This window comes from Pseudomonas sp. FW305-3-2-15-E-TSA4 (assembly GCF_058787295.1).
In genome coordinates, this window is record NZ_JBYSZP010000016.1 from 33,061 (window position 1) to 52,128 (window position 19,068).

At 56.5% G+C, this 19,068-nt stretch carries 20 protein-coding genes; 16 read left to right on the plus strand and 4 right to left on the minus strand.

Going from position 1 to position 19,068, the window contains the following annotated elements:
• The first annotated feature begins 21 nt into the window (after window positions 1-21).
• The 5 genes from AC3WMV_RS21480 (at window position 22) to AC3WMV_RS21500 (ending at window position 3,172) form a co-directional block, all read left to right on the plus strand.
• Window positions 22-861 (plus strand): AraC family transcriptional regulator, encoded by an 840-nt coding sequence (locus AC3WMV_RS21480; protein WP_103368887.1) that lies wholly within the window; start codon window positions 22-24, stop codon window positions 859-861.
• Between the two features lie 68 nt (window positions 862-929).
• Window positions 930-1,508, plus strand: a complete 579-nt coding sequence (locus AC3WMV_RS21485) for a LysE family translocator (protein ID WP_103368886.1) — start codon at window positions 930-932, stop codon at window positions 1,506-1,508.
• Window positions 1,509-1,678: 170 nt separating this feature from the next.
• Window positions 1,679-2,227, plus strand: coding sequence for a cytochrome b (locus AC3WMV_RS21490; RefSeq protein ID WP_103368885.1), 549 nt, complete (start codon window positions 1,679-1,681; stop codon window positions 2,225-2,227).
• A gap of 236 nt (window positions 2,228-2,463) precedes the next feature.
• Window positions 2,464-2,679 carry a DUF4287 domain-containing protein gene (locus AC3WMV_RS21495; protein ID WP_103368884.1) on the plus strand — a complete coding sequence of 72 codons (216 nt, stop codon included), beginning with the start codon at window positions 2,464-2,466 and terminating at the stop codon, window positions 2,677-2,679.
• Window positions 2,680-2,692: 13 nt separating this feature from the next.
• On the plus strand, window positions 2,693-3,172 hold the full coding sequence (locus AC3WMV_RS21500; RefSeq protein WP_103368883.1) for a GNAT family N-acetyltransferase: 480 nt from the start codon (window positions 2,693-2,695) through the stop codon (window positions 3,170-3,172).
• Between the two features lie 170 nt (window positions 3,173-3,342).
• Here the strand turns inward: AC3WMV_RS21500 and AC3WMV_RS21505 are convergent, their stop codons facing one another.
• Complete coding sequence (locus AC3WMV_RS21505) at window positions 3,343-3,882, minus strand: thioesterase family protein (RefSeq protein ID WP_103368882.1); 540 nt, start codon at window positions 3,880-3,882, stop codon at window positions 3,343-3,345.
• Between the two features lie 508 nt (window positions 3,883-4,390).
• Between AC3WMV_RS21505 and AC3WMV_RS21510 the strand changes: the two genes are divergently transcribed.
• The 8 genes from AC3WMV_RS21510 (at window position 4,391) to AC3WMV_RS21545 (ending at window position 13,040) form a co-directional block, all read left to right on the plus strand.
• Entirely contained in the window at window positions 4,391-4,753 is a 363-nt protein-coding gene (locus AC3WMV_RS21510) for a DUF6124 family protein (RefSeq protein WP_103368881.1), read from the plus strand.
• Window positions 4,754-4,892: 139 nt separating this feature from the next.
• On the plus strand, window positions 4,893-6,434 hold the full coding sequence (locus AC3WMV_RS21515) for a phospholipase effector Tle1 domain-containing protein (protein WP_103368880.1): 1,542 nt from the start codon (window positions 4,893-4,895) through the stop codon (window positions 6,432-6,434).
• Window positions 6,434-7,090, plus strand: coding sequence for a DUF2931 family protein (locus AC3WMV_RS21520; protein ID WP_027614309.1), 657 nt, complete (start codon window positions 6,434-6,436; stop codon window positions 7,088-7,090). Before AC3WMV_RS21515 ends, AC3WMV_RS21520 begins: the two co-directional genes overlap by 1 nt.
• A 10-nt stretch (window positions 7,091-7,100) precedes the next feature.
• Entirely contained in the window at window positions 7,101-7,757 is a 657-nt protein-coding gene (locus AC3WMV_RS21525; protein ID WP_103368879.1) for a DUF2931 family protein, read from the plus strand.
• Between the two features lie 309 nt (window positions 7,758-8,066).
• On the plus strand, window positions 8,067-9,251 hold the full coding sequence (iteA, locus tag AC3WMV_RS21530) for an anti-phage ATPase IteA (protein WP_207264427.1): 1,185 nt from the start codon (window positions 8,067-8,069) through the stop codon (window positions 9,249-9,251).
• Window positions 9,196-11,472, plus strand: a complete 2,277-nt coding sequence (iteS, locus tag AC3WMV_RS21535; protein WP_103368878.1) for a S8 family anti-phage peptidase IteS — start codon at window positions 9,196-9,198, stop codon at window positions 11,470-11,472. The genes iteA and iteS overlap by 56 nt, the downstream gene beginning before the upstream one ends.
• Before the next feature lie 376 nt (window positions 11,473-11,848).
• Window positions 11,849-12,544, plus strand: coding sequence for a DUF6610 family protein (locus tag AC3WMV_RS21540; protein ID WP_146038505.1), 696 nt, complete (start codon window positions 11,849-11,851; stop codon window positions 12,542-12,544).
• Window positions 12,519-13,040, plus strand: a complete 522-nt coding sequence (locus tag AC3WMV_RS21545; RefSeq protein ID WP_103368877.1) for a hypothetical protein — start codon at window positions 12,519-12,521, stop codon at window positions 13,038-13,040. The genes AC3WMV_RS21540 and AC3WMV_RS21545 overlap by 26 nt, the downstream gene beginning before the upstream one ends.
• Before the next feature lie 365 nt (window positions 13,041-13,405).
• Here the strand turns inward: AC3WMV_RS21545 and AC3WMV_RS21550 are convergent, their stop codons facing one another.
• From AC3WMV_RS21550 to AC3WMV_RS21560, 3 genes are all read right to left on the minus strand, one after another.
• Window positions 13,406-14,512 (minus strand): DNA alkylation repair protein, encoded by a 1,107-nt coding sequence (locus tag AC3WMV_RS21550; RefSeq protein ID WP_103368876.1) that lies wholly within the window; start codon window positions 14,510-14,512, stop codon window positions 13,406-13,408.
• 2 nt (window positions 14,513-14,514) lie between these two features.
• A complete protein-coding gene (locus tag AC3WMV_RS21555; protein ID WP_103368875.1) occupies window positions 14,515-15,120 on the minus strand; it encodes a glutathione S-transferase in 606 nt (201 codons plus the stop codon).
• Window positions 15,121-15,181: 61 nt separating this feature from the next.
• The gene (locus tag AC3WMV_RS21560; RefSeq protein WP_007966905.1) at window positions 15,182-16,090 is read right to left on the minus strand and encodes a MurR/RpiR family transcriptional regulator; all 909 of its coding nucleotides are present in this window, start codon (window positions 16,088-16,090) and stop codon (window positions 15,182-15,184) included.
• Between the two features lie 414 nt (window positions 16,091-16,504).
• On the opposite strand from AC3WMV_RS21560, the gene AC3WMV_RS21565 reads away from it, so the two are divergent.
• The 3 genes from AC3WMV_RS21565 to AC3WMV_RS21575 all read left to right on the plus strand — a co-directional run bounded on the left by AC3WMV_RS21565 (window position 16,505) and on the right by AC3WMV_RS21575 (window position 19,063).
• Window positions 16,505-16,909, plus strand: coding sequence for a TraR/DksA family transcriptional regulator (locus tag AC3WMV_RS21565; RefSeq protein WP_003225981.1), 405 nt, complete (start codon window positions 16,505-16,507; stop codon window positions 16,907-16,909).
• Window positions 16,910-17,526: 617 nt separating this feature from the next.
• Window positions 17,527-18,750 (plus strand): methyl-accepting chemotaxis protein, encoded by a 1,224-nt coding sequence (locus AC3WMV_RS21570; RefSeq protein WP_409077697.1) that lies wholly within the window; start codon window positions 17,527-17,529, stop codon window positions 18,748-18,750.
• A 112-nt stretch (window positions 18,751-18,862) separates the two neighbouring features.
• A complete protein-coding gene (locus AC3WMV_RS21575; protein ID WP_007966907.1) occupies window positions 18,863-19,063 on the plus strand; it encodes a hypothetical protein in 201 nt (66 codons plus the stop codon).
• The last annotated feature ends 5 nt before the right edge of the window (window positions 19,064-19,068 follow it).

A 19,068-nucleotide genomic window follows, 5' to 3' on the forward strand; every position in this document is an offset into this window, starting at 1 on the left:
GCCCACCACTGTACGCACGCCATGAGCAACTGGATCGACCTTGCCCGCGACCGGGAAACCGGCATCGAAACCCTGCACGCGCATTTCGCCGGGCACGCGCACGCCTACGATCCGCACTGGCATGAAACCTACCTGATCGGCTTCACCGAGCAAGGCGTGCAGCGCTTCAACAGCCGTCGGGCGCGGCATGACAGCACGCCGGGCAAGGTCTTTATGCTTGAACCCGGCGACATCCATGACGGCGATGCGCCGAGCCCGGACGGCTTTACCTATCGCATGCTCTACCTGCAACCTTCGTGGCTGGAGCAGGCGCTGGACGGTTTGCATCTGGGCAGTTACGGCAGCGGCTTGCCGGGGATCGGCAGTGTGCTCAACGATGATCCCGAACTGGCTCGCGCCACCTTGTTTGCGTTCAATGCGCTGCATAAGCAGGACGTGCGCATGGTGCGCGATGTGGCGCTGGATGCGTTGCTCGAACGACTGGCGATTCATCTGTACCGGCGACCACAACCCACCGCCGTATCGCGCGCGCCATTGATCGCCCGGCAGGCGCGCGATTATCTGGTGGCCTTTCACGAACAGGACATCAGCCTGCAAACCCTGGCCGAGGTCTGCGGCACCGACCGCTTTCGCCTGACCCGCGCGTTCAAGGCGGCCTATGGTCTGGCGCCGCACGCGTGGCTGATCCAGCTGCGCCTGAGCCGTGGCCGGCAGATGCTCGCCGCCGGCATGCAGCCAGTGGAAGTCGCCAGCCGCCTCGGCTTCGCCGACCAGAGCCATCTGGGTCGCTGGTTCGTGCGTGCCTACGGCATCACGCCGGGCGCCTATCAGCAACGCGCCATCGGCACATTGCGACGCTGAACAAACGTTCAAGACCAACACGCTGCTCAGCCATCACAGTAGGCCCTGACTTTCTACAGGGCCGTGCCATGCTTGCGTTCATCCTCTTTGCCTTCGTTGCCTCGGTCACCCCGGGGCCGACCAACCTGATCGTCCTCAGCACCAGCGCCCGACGCGGCTGGCGGCCGTGCCTGCCGATCATTCTCGGCGCGGGGGCGGGCGCCGCGTCGTTGGTGTGGGTCGCCGGTGCGGGCGCCAGTGCGCTGATGCTGCCCGGTGTGCGCCCGGTGATCAGTGCGCTGGGGATGGGCTGGATGCTGTGGCTGGCGTGGCAGATTTTCACCGCGCCGGCCACCGCCATCGATCCCGCCGCCGGCGAGGAAAAAGCCGAACTGGGCCTGCTCGGCGCCGCGCTGTTGCAATGGGTCAACCCCAAGTCGTGGATGATGGCGATTGCGGTGATCAGCGTATTTACCGCGCAAGGGCAGGGCTTGAACGCGTTGTGCCTGGCGTTCTTTCTGGTGTCGTTGCCGTGTCTGGCGCTGTGGGCATTGCTCGGTCGCGGTGCTGCGCGCTGGTTGAGCAATCCGGCGCAGTTGCAGTGGCTGAACCGGATTCTGGCGGTGTTGCTGGTGGTGTCATCCGCCGCTGCGTTGCTGCACAACTGAGGCGATGCGTTGAGTGAGATAGCAAAGTTTTTTTCACAAAATTTGCAGGTGAAGTGAGGATAATGAGCGGGCAATCTGCAGGGTCTTGAAGCTGCAAGGGCAGGGTGGTGCAATCGGTTCGCCCTGCCATTGCGACGAGACCGTCGCTCACGACAATCACGAGGCACGTTATGACTCGCGACACCGCCGTAACCCGTTATGGAAAACTCTCAATCACCCTGCACTGGCTGATGCTGGCGTTGTTTGTCGGCGTCTACGCCTGCGTCGAAATCAAGGGCTTCATGCCCAAGGGCAGCGAAGCGCGCGGCCTGCTGATGGGCTTCCACGGCTTGTTCGGCGCGAGCATTTTCGTGCTGGTGTGGGTGCGTCTCCTCGGCCGCTTGAGCCCACGCCCGCCGATCACTCCCAAGCCGCCAGCCTGGCAGACCGGCATCTCGCACCTGATGCACCTGGCACTGTACGTGCTGATGATCGCCACGCCGATCCTCGCCTGGCTGATGCTCGCCGCCGCCGACAAACCGTTCCCGTACTTCGGCTTCCACGTCCCGGCACCAGTCGTCATCGACCCGGACTTCGCCAAACAGCTCAAGTACTGGCATGAAACGCTGGGCAGCGCCGGCTACTGGCTGATCGGCTTGCACGCGGCGGCGGGGCTGTTTCACCACTACTGGGTGCGGGATAACACGCTGGTGCGGATGTTGCCGGGCCGCACCGAATAACCCTGACCTGCTTCAACCCCCAATCCCTGTGGGAGCGAGCTTGCTCGCGAAAGCGGTGTGTCAGTCAGCGATGATGCCGGCTGACACGACGCCTTCGCGAGCAGGCTCGCTCCCACAGGTTTTTGTGGTGTCTCGAAGAGCGCTGCAGTTGCCCGAATCACACTTCGCGTCCACTCTATGACCTGCCGACAAGGAGCGTCGCCGACCCTCCGTCGTGACCCAAGGGAGCTTGCAGCATGAGCGAAGACAACAAGGTAAAAGGCCCGGCGTCGTACTTTCCCTCCATCGAAAAAAAGTACGGCCAGCCCATCGAACACTGGCTGAACCTGCTCGCCGGCATCACCGACAAGAAACACATGGAACTGGTGGCGTTGCTCAAGGATGAACACGGCATGGGCCACGGCCATGCCAACGCGCTGGTCGCGCACCATTTGGCCGCAGGCAAAAAGTGAGGGCAGGGCAGCCATGAACTTTACCCACCGGCCAGTGACGGCCGACGACGTCAAAACCCTGTGCAGCTTTCCGCAGGGCGTTCAAGAGTTGTACTTCATGTTCCCGAAAGCGCAGTACCCGCTGACGGAAGAACAAATGCACACCGCGATCAGCCAGCGCTTCGACTCCACGGCGTTCTTGGCCAACGGCGAGTTCGTCGGCTTCGCCAACTTCTACCGTGCCGAGCACGACGGCGTCTGCTGCATCGGCAACGTCATCGTCGCGCCCTACGCCCGTGGCCAGGGCGTCGCGCGCTACATCGTCGAAACCATGACTGCTGTCGGCTTTGAAAAGTATCAGGCCAGGGAAGTGCAGCTTTCATGTTTCAACGAAAACACCGCTGGGTTGCTGCTCTACCCGAAACTCGGCTTCGTTCCGTTCTTCATCGAAGAGCGTGCTGCGCCGGGCGGCAGACGTGTGGCGCCGATCAACATGACGCGCCACCGAGATTAGTCATCCCCCAATCCCTGTGGGAGCCGGGCTCGCCCGCGATGACGCCAGCCCGGCCAGACACCCTCCCAAGCCTGACCCAAAACCTGTGGGAGCGAGCCTGCTCGCGAAGACGCCAGCCCAAACGACACCGTACTGCATCCATAAACACGATCATCCAGGCACCCGATGACTCAAACCTCCTCACCCCTAAGCTGACGACTCATCAGATCGCAACTCGCCGACCACGACGTCAGCCACGCCGGCATCTCCGGCGACTGTTCAGGCAACCCCAACTCCCTGACAAACTCACCCGGCGCAATCGTGCCTTTCGCCGAACGAAACAGCCCACGCATCACCACCACGCCGATCACCCGTCCCTTGCTCACGAATCGATGCTCCATGAAGCTCCATTTGTCGTCCCAGCCAAGCATCCGACTGTGAATTTCAAACGCTTCAAACAGCTTCAGCTCACGCCGAAACTTACCCCACGTATCGCCAACGATCGGCAACGCTTTAGCACGCAGCGCCACCCGAAACGCGCCACTGCGCAACACAAAATCCATGCGCCCGACATCAGCCATGGTGAAGTAGCGACCATTGGTGACGTGCCGATTCAAATCAAGATCCAACGGCCACACGCGCATGCGGATCACGGTGGATTCCAGCGCATTGACCGGCTTGCGCCACGGGCGGCGAAAAAGCATGCAGAGCAGTCGAAACCACAGATTCATCAGTACGTCAGCCAGTTGAAAAGAGCGCTGCACTCTAGCGAGCTGGGCGATGGCGAGGTAGGTGCGTAAATGACTTTTTTGGACGGAACAGTGCATTCCGATCATTGCCGGGTGGGTGCTGGATCGGTAGCCCGTTCAATCGGCGGATAAACAGGAAATATTCGGGATGTTTATATGAAGCCTGCGGTTACCACCGACGCCCTACAACGCCTTGCGCCATCGCCTACGAGTACGCCAGAATCCGCCGGCTTGTGCGTCTGGCGCGCCCTCCGTACCTTGATTCCTGTCACTGCTCATCAGTGATCGGGTCTGCAAGCCCGCCGGAAAACCAGTCGCATAGCTACGCCAAATGGACGCTCGTTCGGGTCCACAAAATGGCAGCTTTGTGCGGGAGACCTTCGGGTCTGCCGGGTTCCTGGTTTCCCGGTCTTGCAGACCCGCGCACAGCTGCCACCCATCATCTGCAAGTGATGCTGGTAGCTCCTAATGAACAATCAGGAGTTTCACCATGATCAAACCAACACCCAACCCGCCAGAAACCGACCTCGCATCCCCCTACGAATCCCTCGATTCGAAAAAACTCCACGAAGCCGCCGAACGCGCCCTCGACCATTACCTGTCCCCGGCCACCCAAATCATGGCCAGCCCGCACAAACCCGAACCCATGTACCTCGCCAACCCGAAGTGCGACACCGAATCCCTGCTCGCCAACGCCAGCGAAACCCTCGGCTCCGCCAGCGAAATGCTCAACAACTTCGCCGCCACACTCGACATTTCCCACCGCAAAACCGCACTGGGCATCGCCCAGGTCGTCATGCTCGGCGAACTCGCCGTAAACCAGGCCCTCGACAACGTCGAAATCGCCCACTAGCCATGCCCGTGCGACGAGCCAAACCCTCGTCGCACCCAGCAATTTCAACCGAGCTGGCACAGAGCCACGCCTTGCGCCCCCAAGCCTCGGCTGTCACCCTTCGGCCCGTTCTTCAAGGATCAGAACAAGGAATCAAGGATTGAGTGGCTACGTTCCCAACCCCCCGAAAAACTACCGCTACGAAGAAGCCAAACCCGTCGACATTCATGCCCAGCGTTGGGCTGAGTACGAGAAACACGGGAAAGAACCTGCGCGCGAGCCTGAGAAAATCGGCATTGCGTTGAGGATTGGGGTTTTCTTTGATGGTACTGGTAACAATGCGAATAACACGGCAGCAGGGTTGCTGTGCGGTGCGCAGCATCCGATTGCGCCGCAGGATATTCCTGCTAGCTGTCAGCCCTATATGAGGGATCCGGACAGCAGCTATGGCGCTGGCGCGACCAATATAAAAAAACTTGCCGACCTGTATTACGAAGCTCCGATTGCAGAAGGAGAGGGTTCGATAAAGCAGGTCTCCCGACCCGTTTATATTGAAGGCATTGGTACACGATCCAGCGAGAAGGACAGCGTCGTCAGCCAAGGCACTGGGCGGGGAGAGACGGGAGTTGTGGGACGTGTTCAGACTTCGTTTACTTTCATCAAGCAAATCATCGAGGATGCCCTTCAGGAAAATCCGAACAGTGAAATTGCGTCAATCACCTTTGACACTTTCGGTTTCAGTCGAGGTGCAGCCGCCGCTCGGCATTTTGCAAATGAAATTGTAAGAGGCAAGCAGGGGCCGTTAAGGGATTCATTGACGACTTACGCCAACAACTTCAGTCGTACGTTCGTTGATCAGTACGGTAGTAGCATCAACATGGGGTTTATCGGCCTGTTCGATACGGTAGCGTCAATCGCTGGCTTCACGAATTTGGGCAGAGTGTCGAGCCCAATCGCTCCTGGCGTAAAACTGTACCTTGATCGACGTTTCTTCAAAGATGTCGTTCATTTGGTGGCCCGTGACGAATGTCGGGCTAACTTCGCACTCAGCAGAGTCAAACCTGACTATCCCGAATACACATGTCCTGGCGTCCACTCGGACATCGGAGGCAGCTACCTCGATGAGGTCGAAGAATGTGTTTTGATCAGCCCCATGCAAACACTTGATGTATGGAGCAACACGGATGTCAAAACGACTTCGATCTACCAAGATGCCGTTCAAGTAAAAAGTCAGTGGATAGCCAAGGGCTGGCCTGCACACATGCTGGAAGTCGTAACGCCAGCGGCGCTCGCATTGCCGCCCGACCCGCAAGATCGGTTCGGACCCAAGCAAAAACGCGTGTACGCGGGATTGCAACTCAAACGCCCGGTCAGCGGTAAACTTTCCACGGTTTATTTGAGAGTGATGTATCAGTTGGCCAAGGAGAAAGGCGTTCCTTTCACCGATATACCTGGGCGTACGGAGTATGCCGTTCCCCAAGAGCTGCAATCGATCTGTGACAGATTCGTCGCCGGCGACTACACCACCTCTCCCGATGACGAGCAATTGCTGAAATTGAAATACATCCACACCTCTGCCAACTGGAACCACCCCCAAGGCAGGCGGGACGGCAGCGGTTTGCGAGCTGTTTACATCAATGCACCCACGGAGGATGGCATTCGCGTGCAGCATCCTCACGTAGCTGATTGGAAGCTTTGGTAATGAGAATACTCGTAGCTCTGTTGAGCATTTTGGCCTTCACCGGATGTAACGCAACAAGCTCCAACTCCGGAGAAAACGATCCTAAGTACCCTTGGTGGGAACTGGCGTTTATCAAACCCAATTTTATGAACGTATGGGTTGAAGATAGCTCCGTGGAGGACATCGACGGTAAAACCTTTCTGCGAGCCGGGGGAGGGAACGCCAGCGGTGCAGAACCGAATGATGACAAGGAGTCTGCTCGCGGTTGGATTGGTGTCGGAGGTACAGGCAAACCGGTTATTGGGGCTGGACTACCCAAACGCATCTTCGTCCGCTGGCAATCGATACCGGAACAAAAAACCTACCGGGCTTGGGTAGATATTCCTGAGGAGGCCAGACAGGTGATGGTGACGTCTACCCACCAGCGTTGCCCGGAGACTCCCGAGAAAACAGCACGCTTCATGGCCTCGGTCTATTTGGGACTCGCACCGGGTGGAGTGGTGCAGGTGTGGGTGAGAGACCTTTGTCGGCGCCCAGTTAAAGTCGCTCGCGCTCAGGCTGAGTTGGAGCCGCTGGGGCCTGAGTTGGGCAAGAACGGCGGTCAATATGCTTATCCTGTGAGCGAAAAGGCTAAGCGGTATATCGATAAGTACGGCATTCCGTACGGGAGTTGGTAACCGTCGTCCGATGAAAAGATTTCCAACGATACTTTTTGCCCTGTTGATTAGCGGCTGTGATTCAAGTGATCCGCTATCAGCCAAAAACGACCCCAAATCTCCTTGGTGGGAACTAGGCTTTACCGAGCCCAACTACATGAAAGTCTGGGTTGAGGACACTTCGGTCGAAGACATTAAAGGCAGAGTATTCCTGCGTGCCGGAGGTGGATCGGCCTCAGGCGGGCAGCCAGAGGATGGAACAGCATCTGCTCAAGGTTGGCACGGCGTGGGAAGCAACGGAAAAGCTGTTGTAGGTGCTGATCTTCCCAAAAGGATCTATGTCCGTTGGCAGTCCATTGTTGAACCGCAAACGTACAAGGCCTGGGTAGATATCCCAGAGGAAGCCAGGCAACTCATGCTTGAGTCCGTCAATCAGCGCTGCGCTAAAACACCTGAACAAAAGGGGCGCTATAACGCGTCTCTCTATTTGGGCTTGGCGCCCGGTGGTGTCGTGCAAGTCTGGGTTCGAGACTCATGCCACCATCCTGTCAAAGTCGCCAGAGCACAGGCAGAGGTCGAACCGCTGGGGCCTAGTCAAGGTAAGAACCAAGGGCGATACGCGTATCCTGTCAGTGAAAAGTCCAAGCGGTATATCGAGAGATCCGGCATTCCGTACGGGAGTTGGTAGGAGGCAGCAAGAAGACATCTCCTGCCTGTCCTTATGTCGAGTCATTGCTGCGTCCAACGAAGGGCCGCTTTCGGCCAAAAGCTGCCCTTCACATCAGTGAAATACTGAAAGACTGGCAATACCCCAAGTGATACCTACAGCGAGGTTGAATGTGAGTCGCGACCTCCGGTGCTTTGCAACTCTGAGAATCATCCGGCGCGGGCGGCAAGCATTTATCCGTTTCAAAATAGCCAGATTCCGTAGCGGAATTGGCTGTCTGCGGTACACTAATGCGGAAATTTGAAACGAATCTATTGATTGGTAGCTCACTTGGAATATCTTTCCGAAATACTGAAAATCCTTGATGGTGCCTTGAAGGCTAATGCCAGCATGGCTTCGAACTATGCAGGGCTTCTTGCCGATAAGCTGGAGCAGGCCGGAGATGGTAAGCAAGCCCGTATGATTCGCGAGCGGCTTGCCCGAGCACCTGTCGCGCTAGCAAATGCCCAGGATGCTTCGAACGGGTTCAGCTTTGGCAACCTGCCAGTTGACGGTGAAAGCCACTTGCATACGGTGGACGTAAGCCATCCATTGGAAGATGAAACTTCTCTTCTGCTGCCGAGTGCGATCGCCTCACGAATCAGTGATTTCATAGCCAACGTCCAACGTTACGACGAGCTCGCGCGGGTTAATGCAGCGATGCCGAGTAGGCTGTTAGCTTACGGACTACCTGGAACCGGAAAAACCAAATTGGCGCGCTATATCGCTGCTAAGCTCAGTCTGCCGCTGCTTACAGTGCGCTGCGATACCCTGGTGAGTAGCCTTCTAGGGCAGACCAGTAGAAACCTGAGAAGAGTTTTCGAATTCGCGCAACAAAGGCCTTGTGTACTACTTCTCGACGAGTTTGATGCCCTCGCAAGCGCTAGGGGGAATGATCGAGATGTTGGAGAGCTTCAACGTGTCGTTATCGCGCTGCTGCAGAACATCGACGCGATGACTGAAAGCACCGTCGTCATTGCTGCCACGAATCATGATCGCTTGCTGGATCCAGCTGTATGGCGACGTTTTGGTTTCCGCGTACCCATGCCTATTCCAGACACTGCTTTACGTAGGCAGCTATGGGCTCAGTTTTTGTTGCCCTATACGGATGAGGGAATTGACCTGGACCATCTCGCGGGAATCTCCGCAGGTATTACCGGTGCGAATATCGAGCAGGTTTGCCTGGACACGAAGCGAACGACTGTTTTGGCAGGCGCTAAAGAAATTAGTGAGTTAGAGCTGGTACGGCGGCTAGGTTTAAATCTTGCGATAACCAGTGGCATACTGCTATCAACCGTCGAGGCTGAGATTTATTGGCTGCGAGAGTGGTCTCCTAAGCATTTTTCCTTGAGAGCACTGGCAAAGCTGTACGGCTTGTCGACAAGGCATATAGGCAAAATAATCAAGGAAGGCAGCGACCATGGCACGCAAGAAAGGTCCAGAATCAGTCCAGGATCGGCTCAATCCACGGACTGAAAACCCCTTTATTCATGTCCCATTTTCCCCGATAGACCTCAGTTCGGTAGAGCGTCCACCGGGTGGGGGCAAGAAGATTCTAGTGCCGGTGGATGACGAATACCGAAAAACTCTTTCGCAGAGCTTGCTGCAAGCCTCGTCAGCTTTGTCTGGTGAGCAGGAAAGGTATCCATCGCAGCTGTCGACGTTTGTCTTCCGCCTTAGGGAGAAAGGGATAGCGAAGTCCCATCGACCAATCGAGCTTACTCAAGAGACGGGACTGCAACCTGCAGGTCACGCCAACATTGACGAGATGTTAGTTTCTGCAGATGGAAGAGCTATCTCTGCTCTTAACAGCGCCATTTTGACGCGCAGAACGAAAGTGATCACTGCTAATCTCAGCGCTATTGAAGGGATTGAGCCTTGGGGCCGTGCTCGTCGTAACCCTGGTGGTTCCGCTGAGCTACAGCAGAAGGGAAGCGGCCTGCTGAGACTTTTCCAATATCAGCGGTCAGATTTCAACAGCATCAATCAGGAAACCATCCTCCGGTTGTTGAAATCGCTGAGCATTGACTACTCCGAAATCCCCATCGGTAGAGGTCTGCCTCTCATTGCGATACGGCGCTTAGATCGACTCGATGACTCAGCTCTTTCGAGCTTGCTGGACTACCCCGGCGCACGCCAGATATACGCCGAACCAACCTTCTACAGTCGTAACTCAGTAAGTGTGCCGGTAACTGCCGCATCAGGTAGTGCAGCCACCCCCGCTAACACTGTTTATCCTACAGTGGCAGTCTTCGACACGGGAGTCAGCAGAGACGCGTTGGCGATAACCGACTGGGTAAAAAGTCGAGACACTTACGTTCTTCCGCCTGACACGAATTTTGAGCACGGCACGGCAGTTGCCTCCCTCGTGGCCGGTGCGGCTCATTTTAATGATGGGCACTCTTGGATACCTCCGACACAGGCCTATGTACATGACGTATGCGCGCTAGAAGCTGCAGGATCTTCCTTCGGTGAGTTGGAGCTGAGGTTGCGAGAGGCGGTTCAGCGTCGACCGGATATCAAAGTATGGAATCTTTCGCTTGGCGGCGCGGCGTGTGATGAGCACAGCTTCAGCGAAATGTCCATGGCACTGGATGACCTTAGCGACAAATATGGAGTTCTCTTCGTTGTTGCCGCTGGAAACTATCTCGATCAGCCGCGCCGGACATGGCCAAACCCTGCGCAGCTTGCCGACCGCGTTTCATGTCCTGGTGAATCTGTTCGAGCTCTAACCGTGGGATCGATCTCTCACGTTGACGCTGCCGGGGCGCTCTCTGCAGCCGGGCACCCTACGCCATATTCTCGCTGCGGCCCAGGCCCGGTCTTTACACCTAAACCAGATATAAGCCACGTGGGGGGAGGCGTTCATGCGCCATGGGCAGCAGGTCCGTGCAGCCTCAAAGTACTCACGCCGAAAAATCAGTTGGGCTACGGCTTTGGGACGAGTTACGCGGCTCCCATCGCATCTGCAATGGCCGCCAACGCCTGGTTGTCCGTGACTGGGCATGGAGCTTTGACACCGACGCCTGCATTGGTAAAAGCCCTGATGATTCACTCTGCGCAGCTGTCGTCGCCTGATTACGAGGCGTTTGAGCGCCGATATCATGGAGCAGGTAGGCCAGAGGCGATTCTGAAATGTCTGTATGACAGCGACGACAGCTTCACGTTGGTTTTCCAAGCGGACCTGGTACCTGGAATGCGGTGGCGTAAAGCTTCATATCCAATCCCGGCTGCTCTGGTTCACAACGGAAAATTTCGAGGTGAGATCATCATTACCGCTGCCTACGCACCACCGGTTGATCCTGGGGCCGGCAGTGAATACGTTCGTGCCAATGTTGAACTTAGCTTTGGCGAAATCGATGGTAACAACATTAAAGGTAAGGTCCCCATGGATGGCGAGGAGGGACAAAGTGGATATGAAGCTGCCCAAGTGGAGCATGGAAGTAAATGGTCGCCGGTTAAGGTTCATCGCAAGAGCTTTCCTCAAGGCACAGCCGTTGAAACTTGGGGGCTTCAAGCCACGGCAATGCTTCGAGCTTTCGAACCGGCTCTGACGCATGCGCTTCCGGTTACCATCATCGTCACGCTTCGTGCTCTTGATGGAAACCCAGATGTTAGAAGTGATGGAATTCGGGCGCTGACGCAGGCCAACTGGATTCATGCCGCGCTTCCCGTGCGCACGCCTATCCGCACGTGACATTGACGCATCGCTGGCTATCCGCTTTTGGTCCAGTTAGCTGCCTTTCGAGAAAGGCAGCTCTGGGCCGTTTTCAGTCCTTAGCGCCGGGCAGTAATAGACCTAAAGCTGCCGCTGGGCTGCGACTGCTGGCGTTGACGCGATTTTGCTCTAAGTGCTGATTTTTGCTTACCAATTTGTGATTTTCGGGAGGCTAATTAGAGGTAGCGCGTGAGAAAGTAAATTGGCTGTACGATAGATTCAAACTGGAAGAAAATCTAAAATGCCACTACTCTCTATAGCTCATATAAAGTTAGCACGCAGGCAACAGCTAAGCACTAGCATCTGCCCATTTTTTGGCAACAATCGCTGATGCGCCGTAATCTTGAGAGGCACGATGGAAGTTCTAAAATTCGTAGCGCACAGCAAAAAAGTTATATCAATAGCGAAAGAATATGGTTGGCATCCGGGAGCAAGGTATACAAATCTCCGTGATGTTAAAACGTTTGGTTTTAATGATCGTGGTTTTCTGGATATCAACTGGAAAAGTTATAGCTATGAAAAGCACGTTGAAGCGGCAGCCGAAACAAACCCGCGATTAACTATAGCAAGGGACGTTGAATGCATCTTTAGTTTGGAAAAAATCATTAAGGAAGCTGAAGCTCTGCTAAAGTATAGCGGGCATGTCGCTATCGTGCCTAAAGATACATTGATGAATGGTCGGCTAAAAGAGTTGATACCGAAAGAATTTTTGTTGGCTTATAGTGTTCCGACCAAATATGGTGGTACAAAAGTTTCGATAGAAAGCTTTGATAGGCCCGTTCATTTATTAGGTGGTCGACCTGATACTCAACGGGCACTAGCTGAGAAGTTGAAGGTTTTTTCAATAGATTGTAATAGGTTTACTCTAGATGCCAAATATGGTGATTATTTTGATGGGATTAAATTTGTACGCCATCCGATCGGTGGGTATGAGCGGTGTATAATAGATTCAATCGAAAATATAAACAAAATTTGGTCTGGATATGGCATTCATGATGATGCGCTTAGTTTGATGGAGGTGAGCCGTGAGCAGAGAAGACCTGCTACTTAAGATGTATGATCAAATGTTTAATGATATCAATCGTCATATAATGGTTGTATGGCAAAGCGTAGGCGTTCTAGTTGGGGCGTTTGCAGTTTTCGCTTTAGTTGAAAAGAATATCGTTCCGTTGGATTTTGCAGTATGCATTGTCTTGCTTTTAGCGCTCTGGCTGATGGCACATCTATTTGATGCTGCTTATTGGTATAATCGTAACTTGGTCATCATAGCGAATATTGAACGACAGTTCTTGCTCAAAGAAGACCTTAAGGAGATACACTACTATTTTGGTTCCCATAGGCCGAACAATAAAATGATATACCATTTGCGCATACAGATGACGCTGGGTGTCGCGTTGGTGTTAATGGTCTTGAGCTACCATTTCTATGTGCAAGTGGTGCCAGGTTTCGATTTGCCGTTGAAGAATATTTCCCTGGTGAGATGTCTGCCTTATCTACTGACATTTGGTGCAGCGGTTTATTTGTTTAGATTGAAAAAACGATTGTAAGACAAAGTACGAAGAGTTTTTGCGTGAGTCGCCAGGGAAAGTTGTTGATACGACAGGAACGTCATTTGGTATTGGTCACGGGCATTAAGATTCAAGAGATGCTGCAAGAATCGATACCTAGTGTTGGCGTGGTGTGAGCGGCCTAGATTGCTTTGAGCGCGCTAGAGTCTGGGCGTTTTGTGATTGCACACATTCTCACCGCTCTACCAAACGGGTGTCCCTGAGCATCAATTATCTCAACGTCGAGGTTCCGTTTTTGGCCGTGCTCTGTCCTTGGTAATAGGCAGGAAATGGCCGAAAGCAGCCCCATCCGATATTCCCTATAACTCCGACTACTGCCAGATCAGCGGAATCCATCAGCAGTATCAATCAGCAACAATCTCAAACGCAGCCCCCCCCAAAACCTCCCCATTCACCAAAACCCTAACCCCATGCCGCCCAACAAAATGCTTCCGCGTCGTAAAATCCCGAATCACCTGCCGCCTCCCCACAACCACTTCCCCAAACCCCGCCAACACCACCGTCTTCAACTTGAAAACCTTCCCCGAAACCCCGCCATTCGCCTTCACATAGTCAATCGCATAATCAATCACCAACCGCTGTTCATGCGCCACCGTCGACTTCACCGTAAACGACAACGTAATCGCCTCACCCAACCTCACCACCGCCGGTTCAACCCGCACATCCAGCAACTCAACCTCAGCCTTGGCCCCCGCGCCAATCACCGTCAGCGCGCGCAGATCTCCCTGTTTGATCAAACTGCGCAACGCATGCTTGGCAATCCACGCGGTGTGTTTGTTCTCCAGTGGCCAGCCTTCAATCGTGTCCAGCACCCATTCCGGATGTTCCTTGGTTACGTCATTCAGATGGTTCGCCACGGACTTGCGCACGTACAGACTCTCGTCGGCTTTCAATCGATCGAGAATTCCGGCGGTCAATTGCGGGTTGGCTTGCACGGCTTCCAGGCGGAATGACCAGGGCAGGCGAGGGCGGGTGCCTTCGCTGGCGAGGCGGCGGACGTGGTGGTTTTGGTCTTGGGTCCAGTCGTGCATGAGTTCCAGCGAGCGTTCGAGGTCGCTGCGCAGGAAGTGGCGGATGGCGAATTCGGAGGAGCCGAAGGTGGTGAAGTATTTCAGTGCTTGCATCGAGGTATCGAAGGCGTGGCCGCCGTAGCTGGCGACGTAGTGCGGCAGGCACATGCTGACGAATCCGCTGTTGAGGCGGGGGGCGAGTTCGCGCAGGACTTCGAGGGAATCTTCGTAGTCCAGCGGCAGCACGGCGTGCAGGCTTTCGCTGACGCGGGCCATGCGTTGCATCACCGACAGTTCCTCTAGCCCTTGGTTGGCGTGCTTGAGAAACGCCTTGGCCTTGAACGCCGGGTACACGGCGCTCATTTCGCTGGCGATGTGTTGCAGGCGCTCGGCGTTGAAGATTTCCTTTAACGCCGGGGCGGCGGTGTCGGTGGTGCTCATGGTCAGGTCATCGGGGTGCTGACGAACGCTTCGAGGGTTTCGGCGTACGCGGTGTATTGGGTGATGTGCGGGTAGCGGCGGGTGTCGATCTGGTCGGGGACGACGAGGTCGGTGAAGCTCCAGGCGACGGCGAGGCTGATGCCGGCCTGGGTGAGGGTGCCGTCGGTGGGCAGGCCGGTTTTTTCCAGTTCCTGTTCGAGGGCGGTGAAGGCAGCGGCGAGTTGGCCTTCGACGCGCTCGACCCACGGTTGGTATTGAATGTCGGCCGGTCGCAGGTTGCGTTCGTAATAGAGTTGCACAGCTTTTTCGCAGGCGGCGAGGCTGAGGCCGATCAGGCGCAGGGCGTGGGCGCGTTGTTTGAGGTCGCTCGGCAGCAGGCTTTTGCCGCTGGCGGCTTCGAGGTAGTCGAGGATGAGGGTGGAGTCCATCAGGACCACGCCGTCGTCGAGGATCAGCGTGGGCGCCTTGACCACCGGGTTGATCTGCTGGAATTGCTCGAAGTGGCGGAACACCGAGACCGATTCATGTTCGAGGTCGATGCCGAGGCGTTTGGCGGAGATCGCCACGCGGCGCACGTAGGGGGAGTCCAGCATGCCGATCAGTTTCATGACGCGTTCCTTCAAGTCGAACCGGTGGGAAGGCATAACCTAGCCGAGCCTGAGGCAAATGTCAGTCGTCAAAACCGGCCTGCTCATGAATCTCATCCACATTCAATTCCAGCCGATACGCCACCGCCACAAATAACGCCTGACACAAACACAAGGTCGCACTCAGCGAACGAAACGCCAGTGCGCTGCCCTCATTCACCAGCAGCAGGCTGTTGGCGTTTTTGGCCAAAGGCGAGAGGTGGCTGTCGGTGAGGATCAGGGTGTTGGCCTGTTGCTGGCGAGCGTAGCGCAGGCAGTGTTGGGTTTCCTTGGCGTAGGGGGTGAAGCTGATGGCGATGACCAAATCACCGCTACGCACGCTGCGCATCTGCTCGCGATAACTGCCACCCAGCCCGGAAACCAGGTGAATCCGCTTGTGAGTGTGTTGCAAGTTGTAAACGAGGTAGTCGGCGACGGCGAAGGAGCGACGTACGCCGACGACATAGATGTTGTCGGCGTTGACGATCAGGTCGACGGCTTTTTCGAACGCGACGTCGTCGAGTTCGCGGCCCAGGCGTTCGATGCCGGAGCGGGTGGCGTCGATGCATTCGCGGGCGAGGTCGCCGTCGCTGGCTTGCTGCGACTGGTTGGCGATCATGCTGCGGATGCGTTGCTGGTAGTTGTGCACCGGCGAGGCTTTGTGGGTGTAGGCGGCGCGGAACAGCGCCTGCATCTCGCTGAAGCCGCTGAAGCCGAAGCGCTGCGAGAAACGTACGATGGCGGACGGATGCACCTCGCATTCCCGGGCGATGTCGCTGATGCGATCGACCATGATCCGGTCGCTTTGCTGGCTCATGTAGCTGGCGATGCGCTTGAGTTGGCGCGGCAGGGTGTCGTATTCGTCGGTGATCAGTTGCAGCAGACGCTCGGCATTGATCGGGGGGCTGGCGAGGGGGCGCTCGTCGTTGGCCGGCAGATCGGGGCGGGGCATAAGTCTTCCTTCAGGCTGATCAAATCACACAAAGTGCTGGGATGTGCCTGATGTTAGGAGGGCTTTTGGGGTTCTGCTTGGCTGAAACGATGCACCGGGAGAAGAAAAATTCGCGATGAGGCACCAGCGGTTAGCCGTTTGTCTTCTATATACAGCCGCTCGACTGAATTTCTTGCTATAAACGCACTCCGATGACCGCCATGAAGCCTGTGTCAGACCCGTTTACGGCTGTTGTCGGACAAATTCCCGGTATTTACAGTTGCTGAGGCCTCAAACGGGCCTTAGACTGCCGCCCCTTCGTAAATTGAGTGCCGGGTGGCGTTTGCAATAAACGATGCCTTTTCGTCGACCGGACACGGTTCGCCGGAACGCTCCCTATTTCGCCTTAATGCACGTTTTTTTATAGAGATATCAATGACAAAGGACAAGTTGCTGGCCATGCCGGCAGATGACTACATGAATGCCGAGCAACACGCTTTCTTCACCGAGCTGTTGCAGAACATGAAAGTCGAAACCCACGAGCGCATTGAGCAAAACCGTATCGCCATCGAAAGCCTGGACACTCCGGCCGACCCGGCGGACGCGGCTTCGGTTGAAGAAGAGCGCACCTGGCTGGTGAACGCGATCGATCGCGACCAGCGCATGCTGCCGCAACTGGAACAAGCCCTTGAGCGCATCAAGGAAGACAGTTTTGGCTGGTGCGACGACAGCGGCGAGGCCATTGGCCTGAAACGCCTGCTGATCAGCCCGACCACCAAGTACTGCATCGAAGCTCAAGAGCGTCACGAGCAGATCGACAAGCACCAGCGTCAGGCCTGATTCCATGGCTGCCCCCTGAATCGGGGGCGCCTGCAAAAGATCGCAGCCTTCGGCAGCTCCTCCACGAGCTGACGGGGCTGCGATCTTTGCTTTTGCTCGTCTGCGATATTTTGCGCGTCGTTCCATTGACTTGCTGCAGACTCCACGACTAACGGACCATGGATAATGGCGTTATAGTGGCGTTCTAGTGGCGTTTAATGCAGTCACAACAATGAGAACAAGCGTGGGGTGTTGATATGACGAGAGATGGATCTCTGGTTGGGGCTTTGCCCGCACCAGTGCTGTTGCCGAAAAACCGCTGGATCGCTCCGACCCTGCAAAGCATCGCCCTGATGCTGTTGCTCGCCGGTATGACGCTGGGTGGATGGTCGCTGTACATCGGCATGCCGCTGGCGGTGCTGATTGTCTGGCTGCCGCGCCTGCGCTCGCGTGCCGTCGCCGATGTTGCGTCTGTCGATACAGGTAGCGCGATTGCCGAACTCACCCGCGATCTTTCCTACACCACCAGTCATAACGCACTGTCAGCTGCCGGTGTGGCGTTTTCCGTCAAGCAACTGGCGAGCAAACTTGAATCGCAACTCGACGCGGCGGCGCAGATTGTCAGCAACGCCGAAGTGATGATCGCCACCGAACACGCCACTTCGCAGCTCAGTCGTGAAGCGCTGGACGCCGCCAGCGAGGCGCATCACAGCAGCGCGGCGGGGCGCACCGAACTGGTGGATTCGATTGCACGCATGCATCAACTCAGTCAACGCGCCAATGCCAGCCGTGAGCTGATCGAAGCCCTGAGCCTGCGCAGCGACGACATTCAGCGGGTGACCTTGGTGATTCAGTCCATCGCCAGCCAGACCAATCTGCTGGCCCTCAACGCCGCGATTGAGGCGGCGCGGGCTGGCGAGCATGGCCGTGGTTTTGCGGTGGTGGCGGATGAGGTGCGGGGTCTGGCAGCGCGGACTGCCTCGGCGACCGGCGAGGTCGGGGAGATGGTTGCCGACATTCAGCAGCGTACAGCGCAAGTGGTGGAGCAGATCCGCGAGCTGTCCAGCGATCTGCAGACCGGTGTCGAGCAGGTCGAGAATACCGGTCAGCATCTGGAAAACATCGCGCGGCTGGCGGCGGGAGTGGAAACTCAGGTCGGTGAAATCGCCCGTGGCGCGGAAACCAATCGCGAGCAGCTCGACAGCCTGTTCAAGGCCATCGAGCAGATGCGCAGTGATCTGGCGATCAGCGATCAGCAGACCCGCCGTCTGGCCGAGGCCGCTGTGCAGATGGAAGGGCAGGCGGAAACCATCAGCGAGCGTCTGGCCGAAGTCGGTCTGGATGACTATCACCAGCGCGTCTATGACCTGGCGCGGGAGGGCGCGAGTCAGATTGCGGCGCGGTTCGAGGCGGATGTCGAGCAGGGGCGGATCAGTCTTGAGGATTTGTTCGACCGTCAATATCAACCGATTCCCGGGACGCAGCCGGCGAAGTTTCAGACCCGTTTCGACCGCTACACCGATCAGGTGCTGCCGGCGATCCAGGAGCCGTTGCTGCCGCGCCATGAGGGGTTGGTGTTCGCCATCGCCTGCACGCCGCAGGGTTATGTGCCGACGCACAACCTGGCGTTCAGTCAGCCGTTGACTGGTGACCAGCAGATCGACGCGGTGGGTAATCGTACCAAACGCAAGTTCGCCGACCGCACCGGGATCCGCTGCGGCAGCCATCAACAGGCGGTGTTGCTGCAGACCTACACCCGTGACACCGGGGAGCTGATGCACGACTTGTCGGTGCCGATCATGGTCAAGGGCCGGCATTGGGGCGGTCTGCGCCTGGGTTACAAGCCGGAGAATCCGCGCTGATCGATTGTTACCGCTCGCGCAATGAATCTGTGCACGGGCGTTGCTGTTTCCTCTGCGATGAAGTCATTAACATGGCCGTTAGTTAGGTAGCTAATGAAATCGAGAGGTCAGTATGTGCAGAGTCGATGTCGCGGTGATGATTGGCAGTGGTGTGCCCGCCGGATTGCGCGCGATGGGCCAGAGCGTCTGCTGGGTGGTGTTGCTCAATGGTGAGCGGCGTGGCACCGCGTTCGCCAGTCGCGACGAGGCGGAGGAGTGCAAGGCTGCCTGGCTCGCGCAACTGATGGCCGAGCCTGGCGACAGCCTGCACTGACATTT

Excerpts from the sequence above, each read along its gene's own strand:
- AC3WMV_RS21480 (WP_103368887.1), top strand. The coding sequence starts at position 22 with ATGAGCAACTGGATCGACCTTGCCCGCGACCGGGAAACCGGCATCGAA.
- AC3WMV_RS21485 (WP_103368886.1), top strand. The coding sequence starts at position 930 with ATGCTTGCGTTCATCCTCTTTGCCTTCGTTGCCTCGGTCACCCCGGGG.
- AC3WMV_RS21490 (WP_103368885.1), top strand. The coding sequence starts at position 1,679 with ATGACTCGCGACACCGCCGTAACCCGTTATGGAAAACTCTCAATCACC.
- AC3WMV_RS21495 (WP_103368884.1), top strand. The coding sequence starts at position 2,464 with ATGAGCGAAGACAACAAGGTAAAAGGCCCGGCGTCGTACTTTCCCTCC.
- AC3WMV_RS21500 (WP_103368883.1), top strand. The coding sequence starts at position 2,693 with ATGAACTTTACCCACCGGCCAGTGACGGCCGACGACGTCAAAACCCTG.
- AC3WMV_RS21505 (WP_103368882.1), bottom strand. The coding sequence starts at position 3,882 with ATGAATCTGTGGTTTCGACTGCTCTGCATGCTTTTTCGCCGCCCGTGG.
- AC3WMV_RS21510 (WP_103368881.1), top strand. The coding sequence starts at position 4,391 with ATGATCAAACCAACACCCAACCCGCCAGAAACCGACCTCGCATCCCCC.
- AC3WMV_RS21520 (WP_027614309.1), top strand. The coding sequence starts at position 6,434 with ATGAGAATACTCGTAGCTCTGTTGAGCATTTTGGCCTTCACCGGATGT.
- AC3WMV_RS21525 (WP_103368879.1), top strand. The coding sequence starts at position 7,101 with ATGAAAAGATTTCCAACGATACTTTTTGCCCTGTTGATTAGCGGCTGT.
- iteS (WP_103368878.1), top strand. The coding sequence starts at position 9,196 with ATGGCACGCAAGAAAGGTCCAGAATCAGTCCAGGATCGGCTCAATCCA.
- AC3WMV_RS21540 (WP_146038505.1), top strand. The coding sequence starts at position 11,849 with ATGGAAGTTCTAAAATTCGTAGCGCACAGCAAAAAAGTTATATCAATA.
- AC3WMV_RS21550 (WP_103368876.1), bottom strand. The coding sequence starts at position 14,512 with ATGAGCACCACCGACACCGCCGCCCCGGCGTTAAAGGAAATCTTCAAC.
- AC3WMV_RS21555 (WP_103368875.1), bottom strand. The coding sequence starts at position 15,120 with ATGAAACTGATCGGCATGCTGGACTCCCCCTACGTGCGCCGCGTGGCG.
- AC3WMV_RS21560 (WP_007966905.1), bottom strand. The coding sequence starts at position 16,090 with ATGCCCCGCCCCGATCTGCCGGCCAACGACGAGCGCCCCCTCGCCAGC.
- AC3WMV_RS21565 (WP_003225981.1), top strand. The coding sequence starts at position 16,505 with ATGACAAAGGACAAGTTGCTGGCCATGCCGGCAGATGACTACATGAAT.
- AC3WMV_RS21570 (WP_409077697.1), top strand. The coding sequence starts at position 17,527 with ATGATCGCCACCGAACACGCCACTTCGCAGCTCAGTCGTGAAGCGCTG.
- AC3WMV_RS21575 (WP_007966907.1), top strand. The coding sequence starts at position 18,863 with ATGTGCAGAGTCGATGTCGCGGTGATGATTGGCAGTGGTGTGCCCGCC.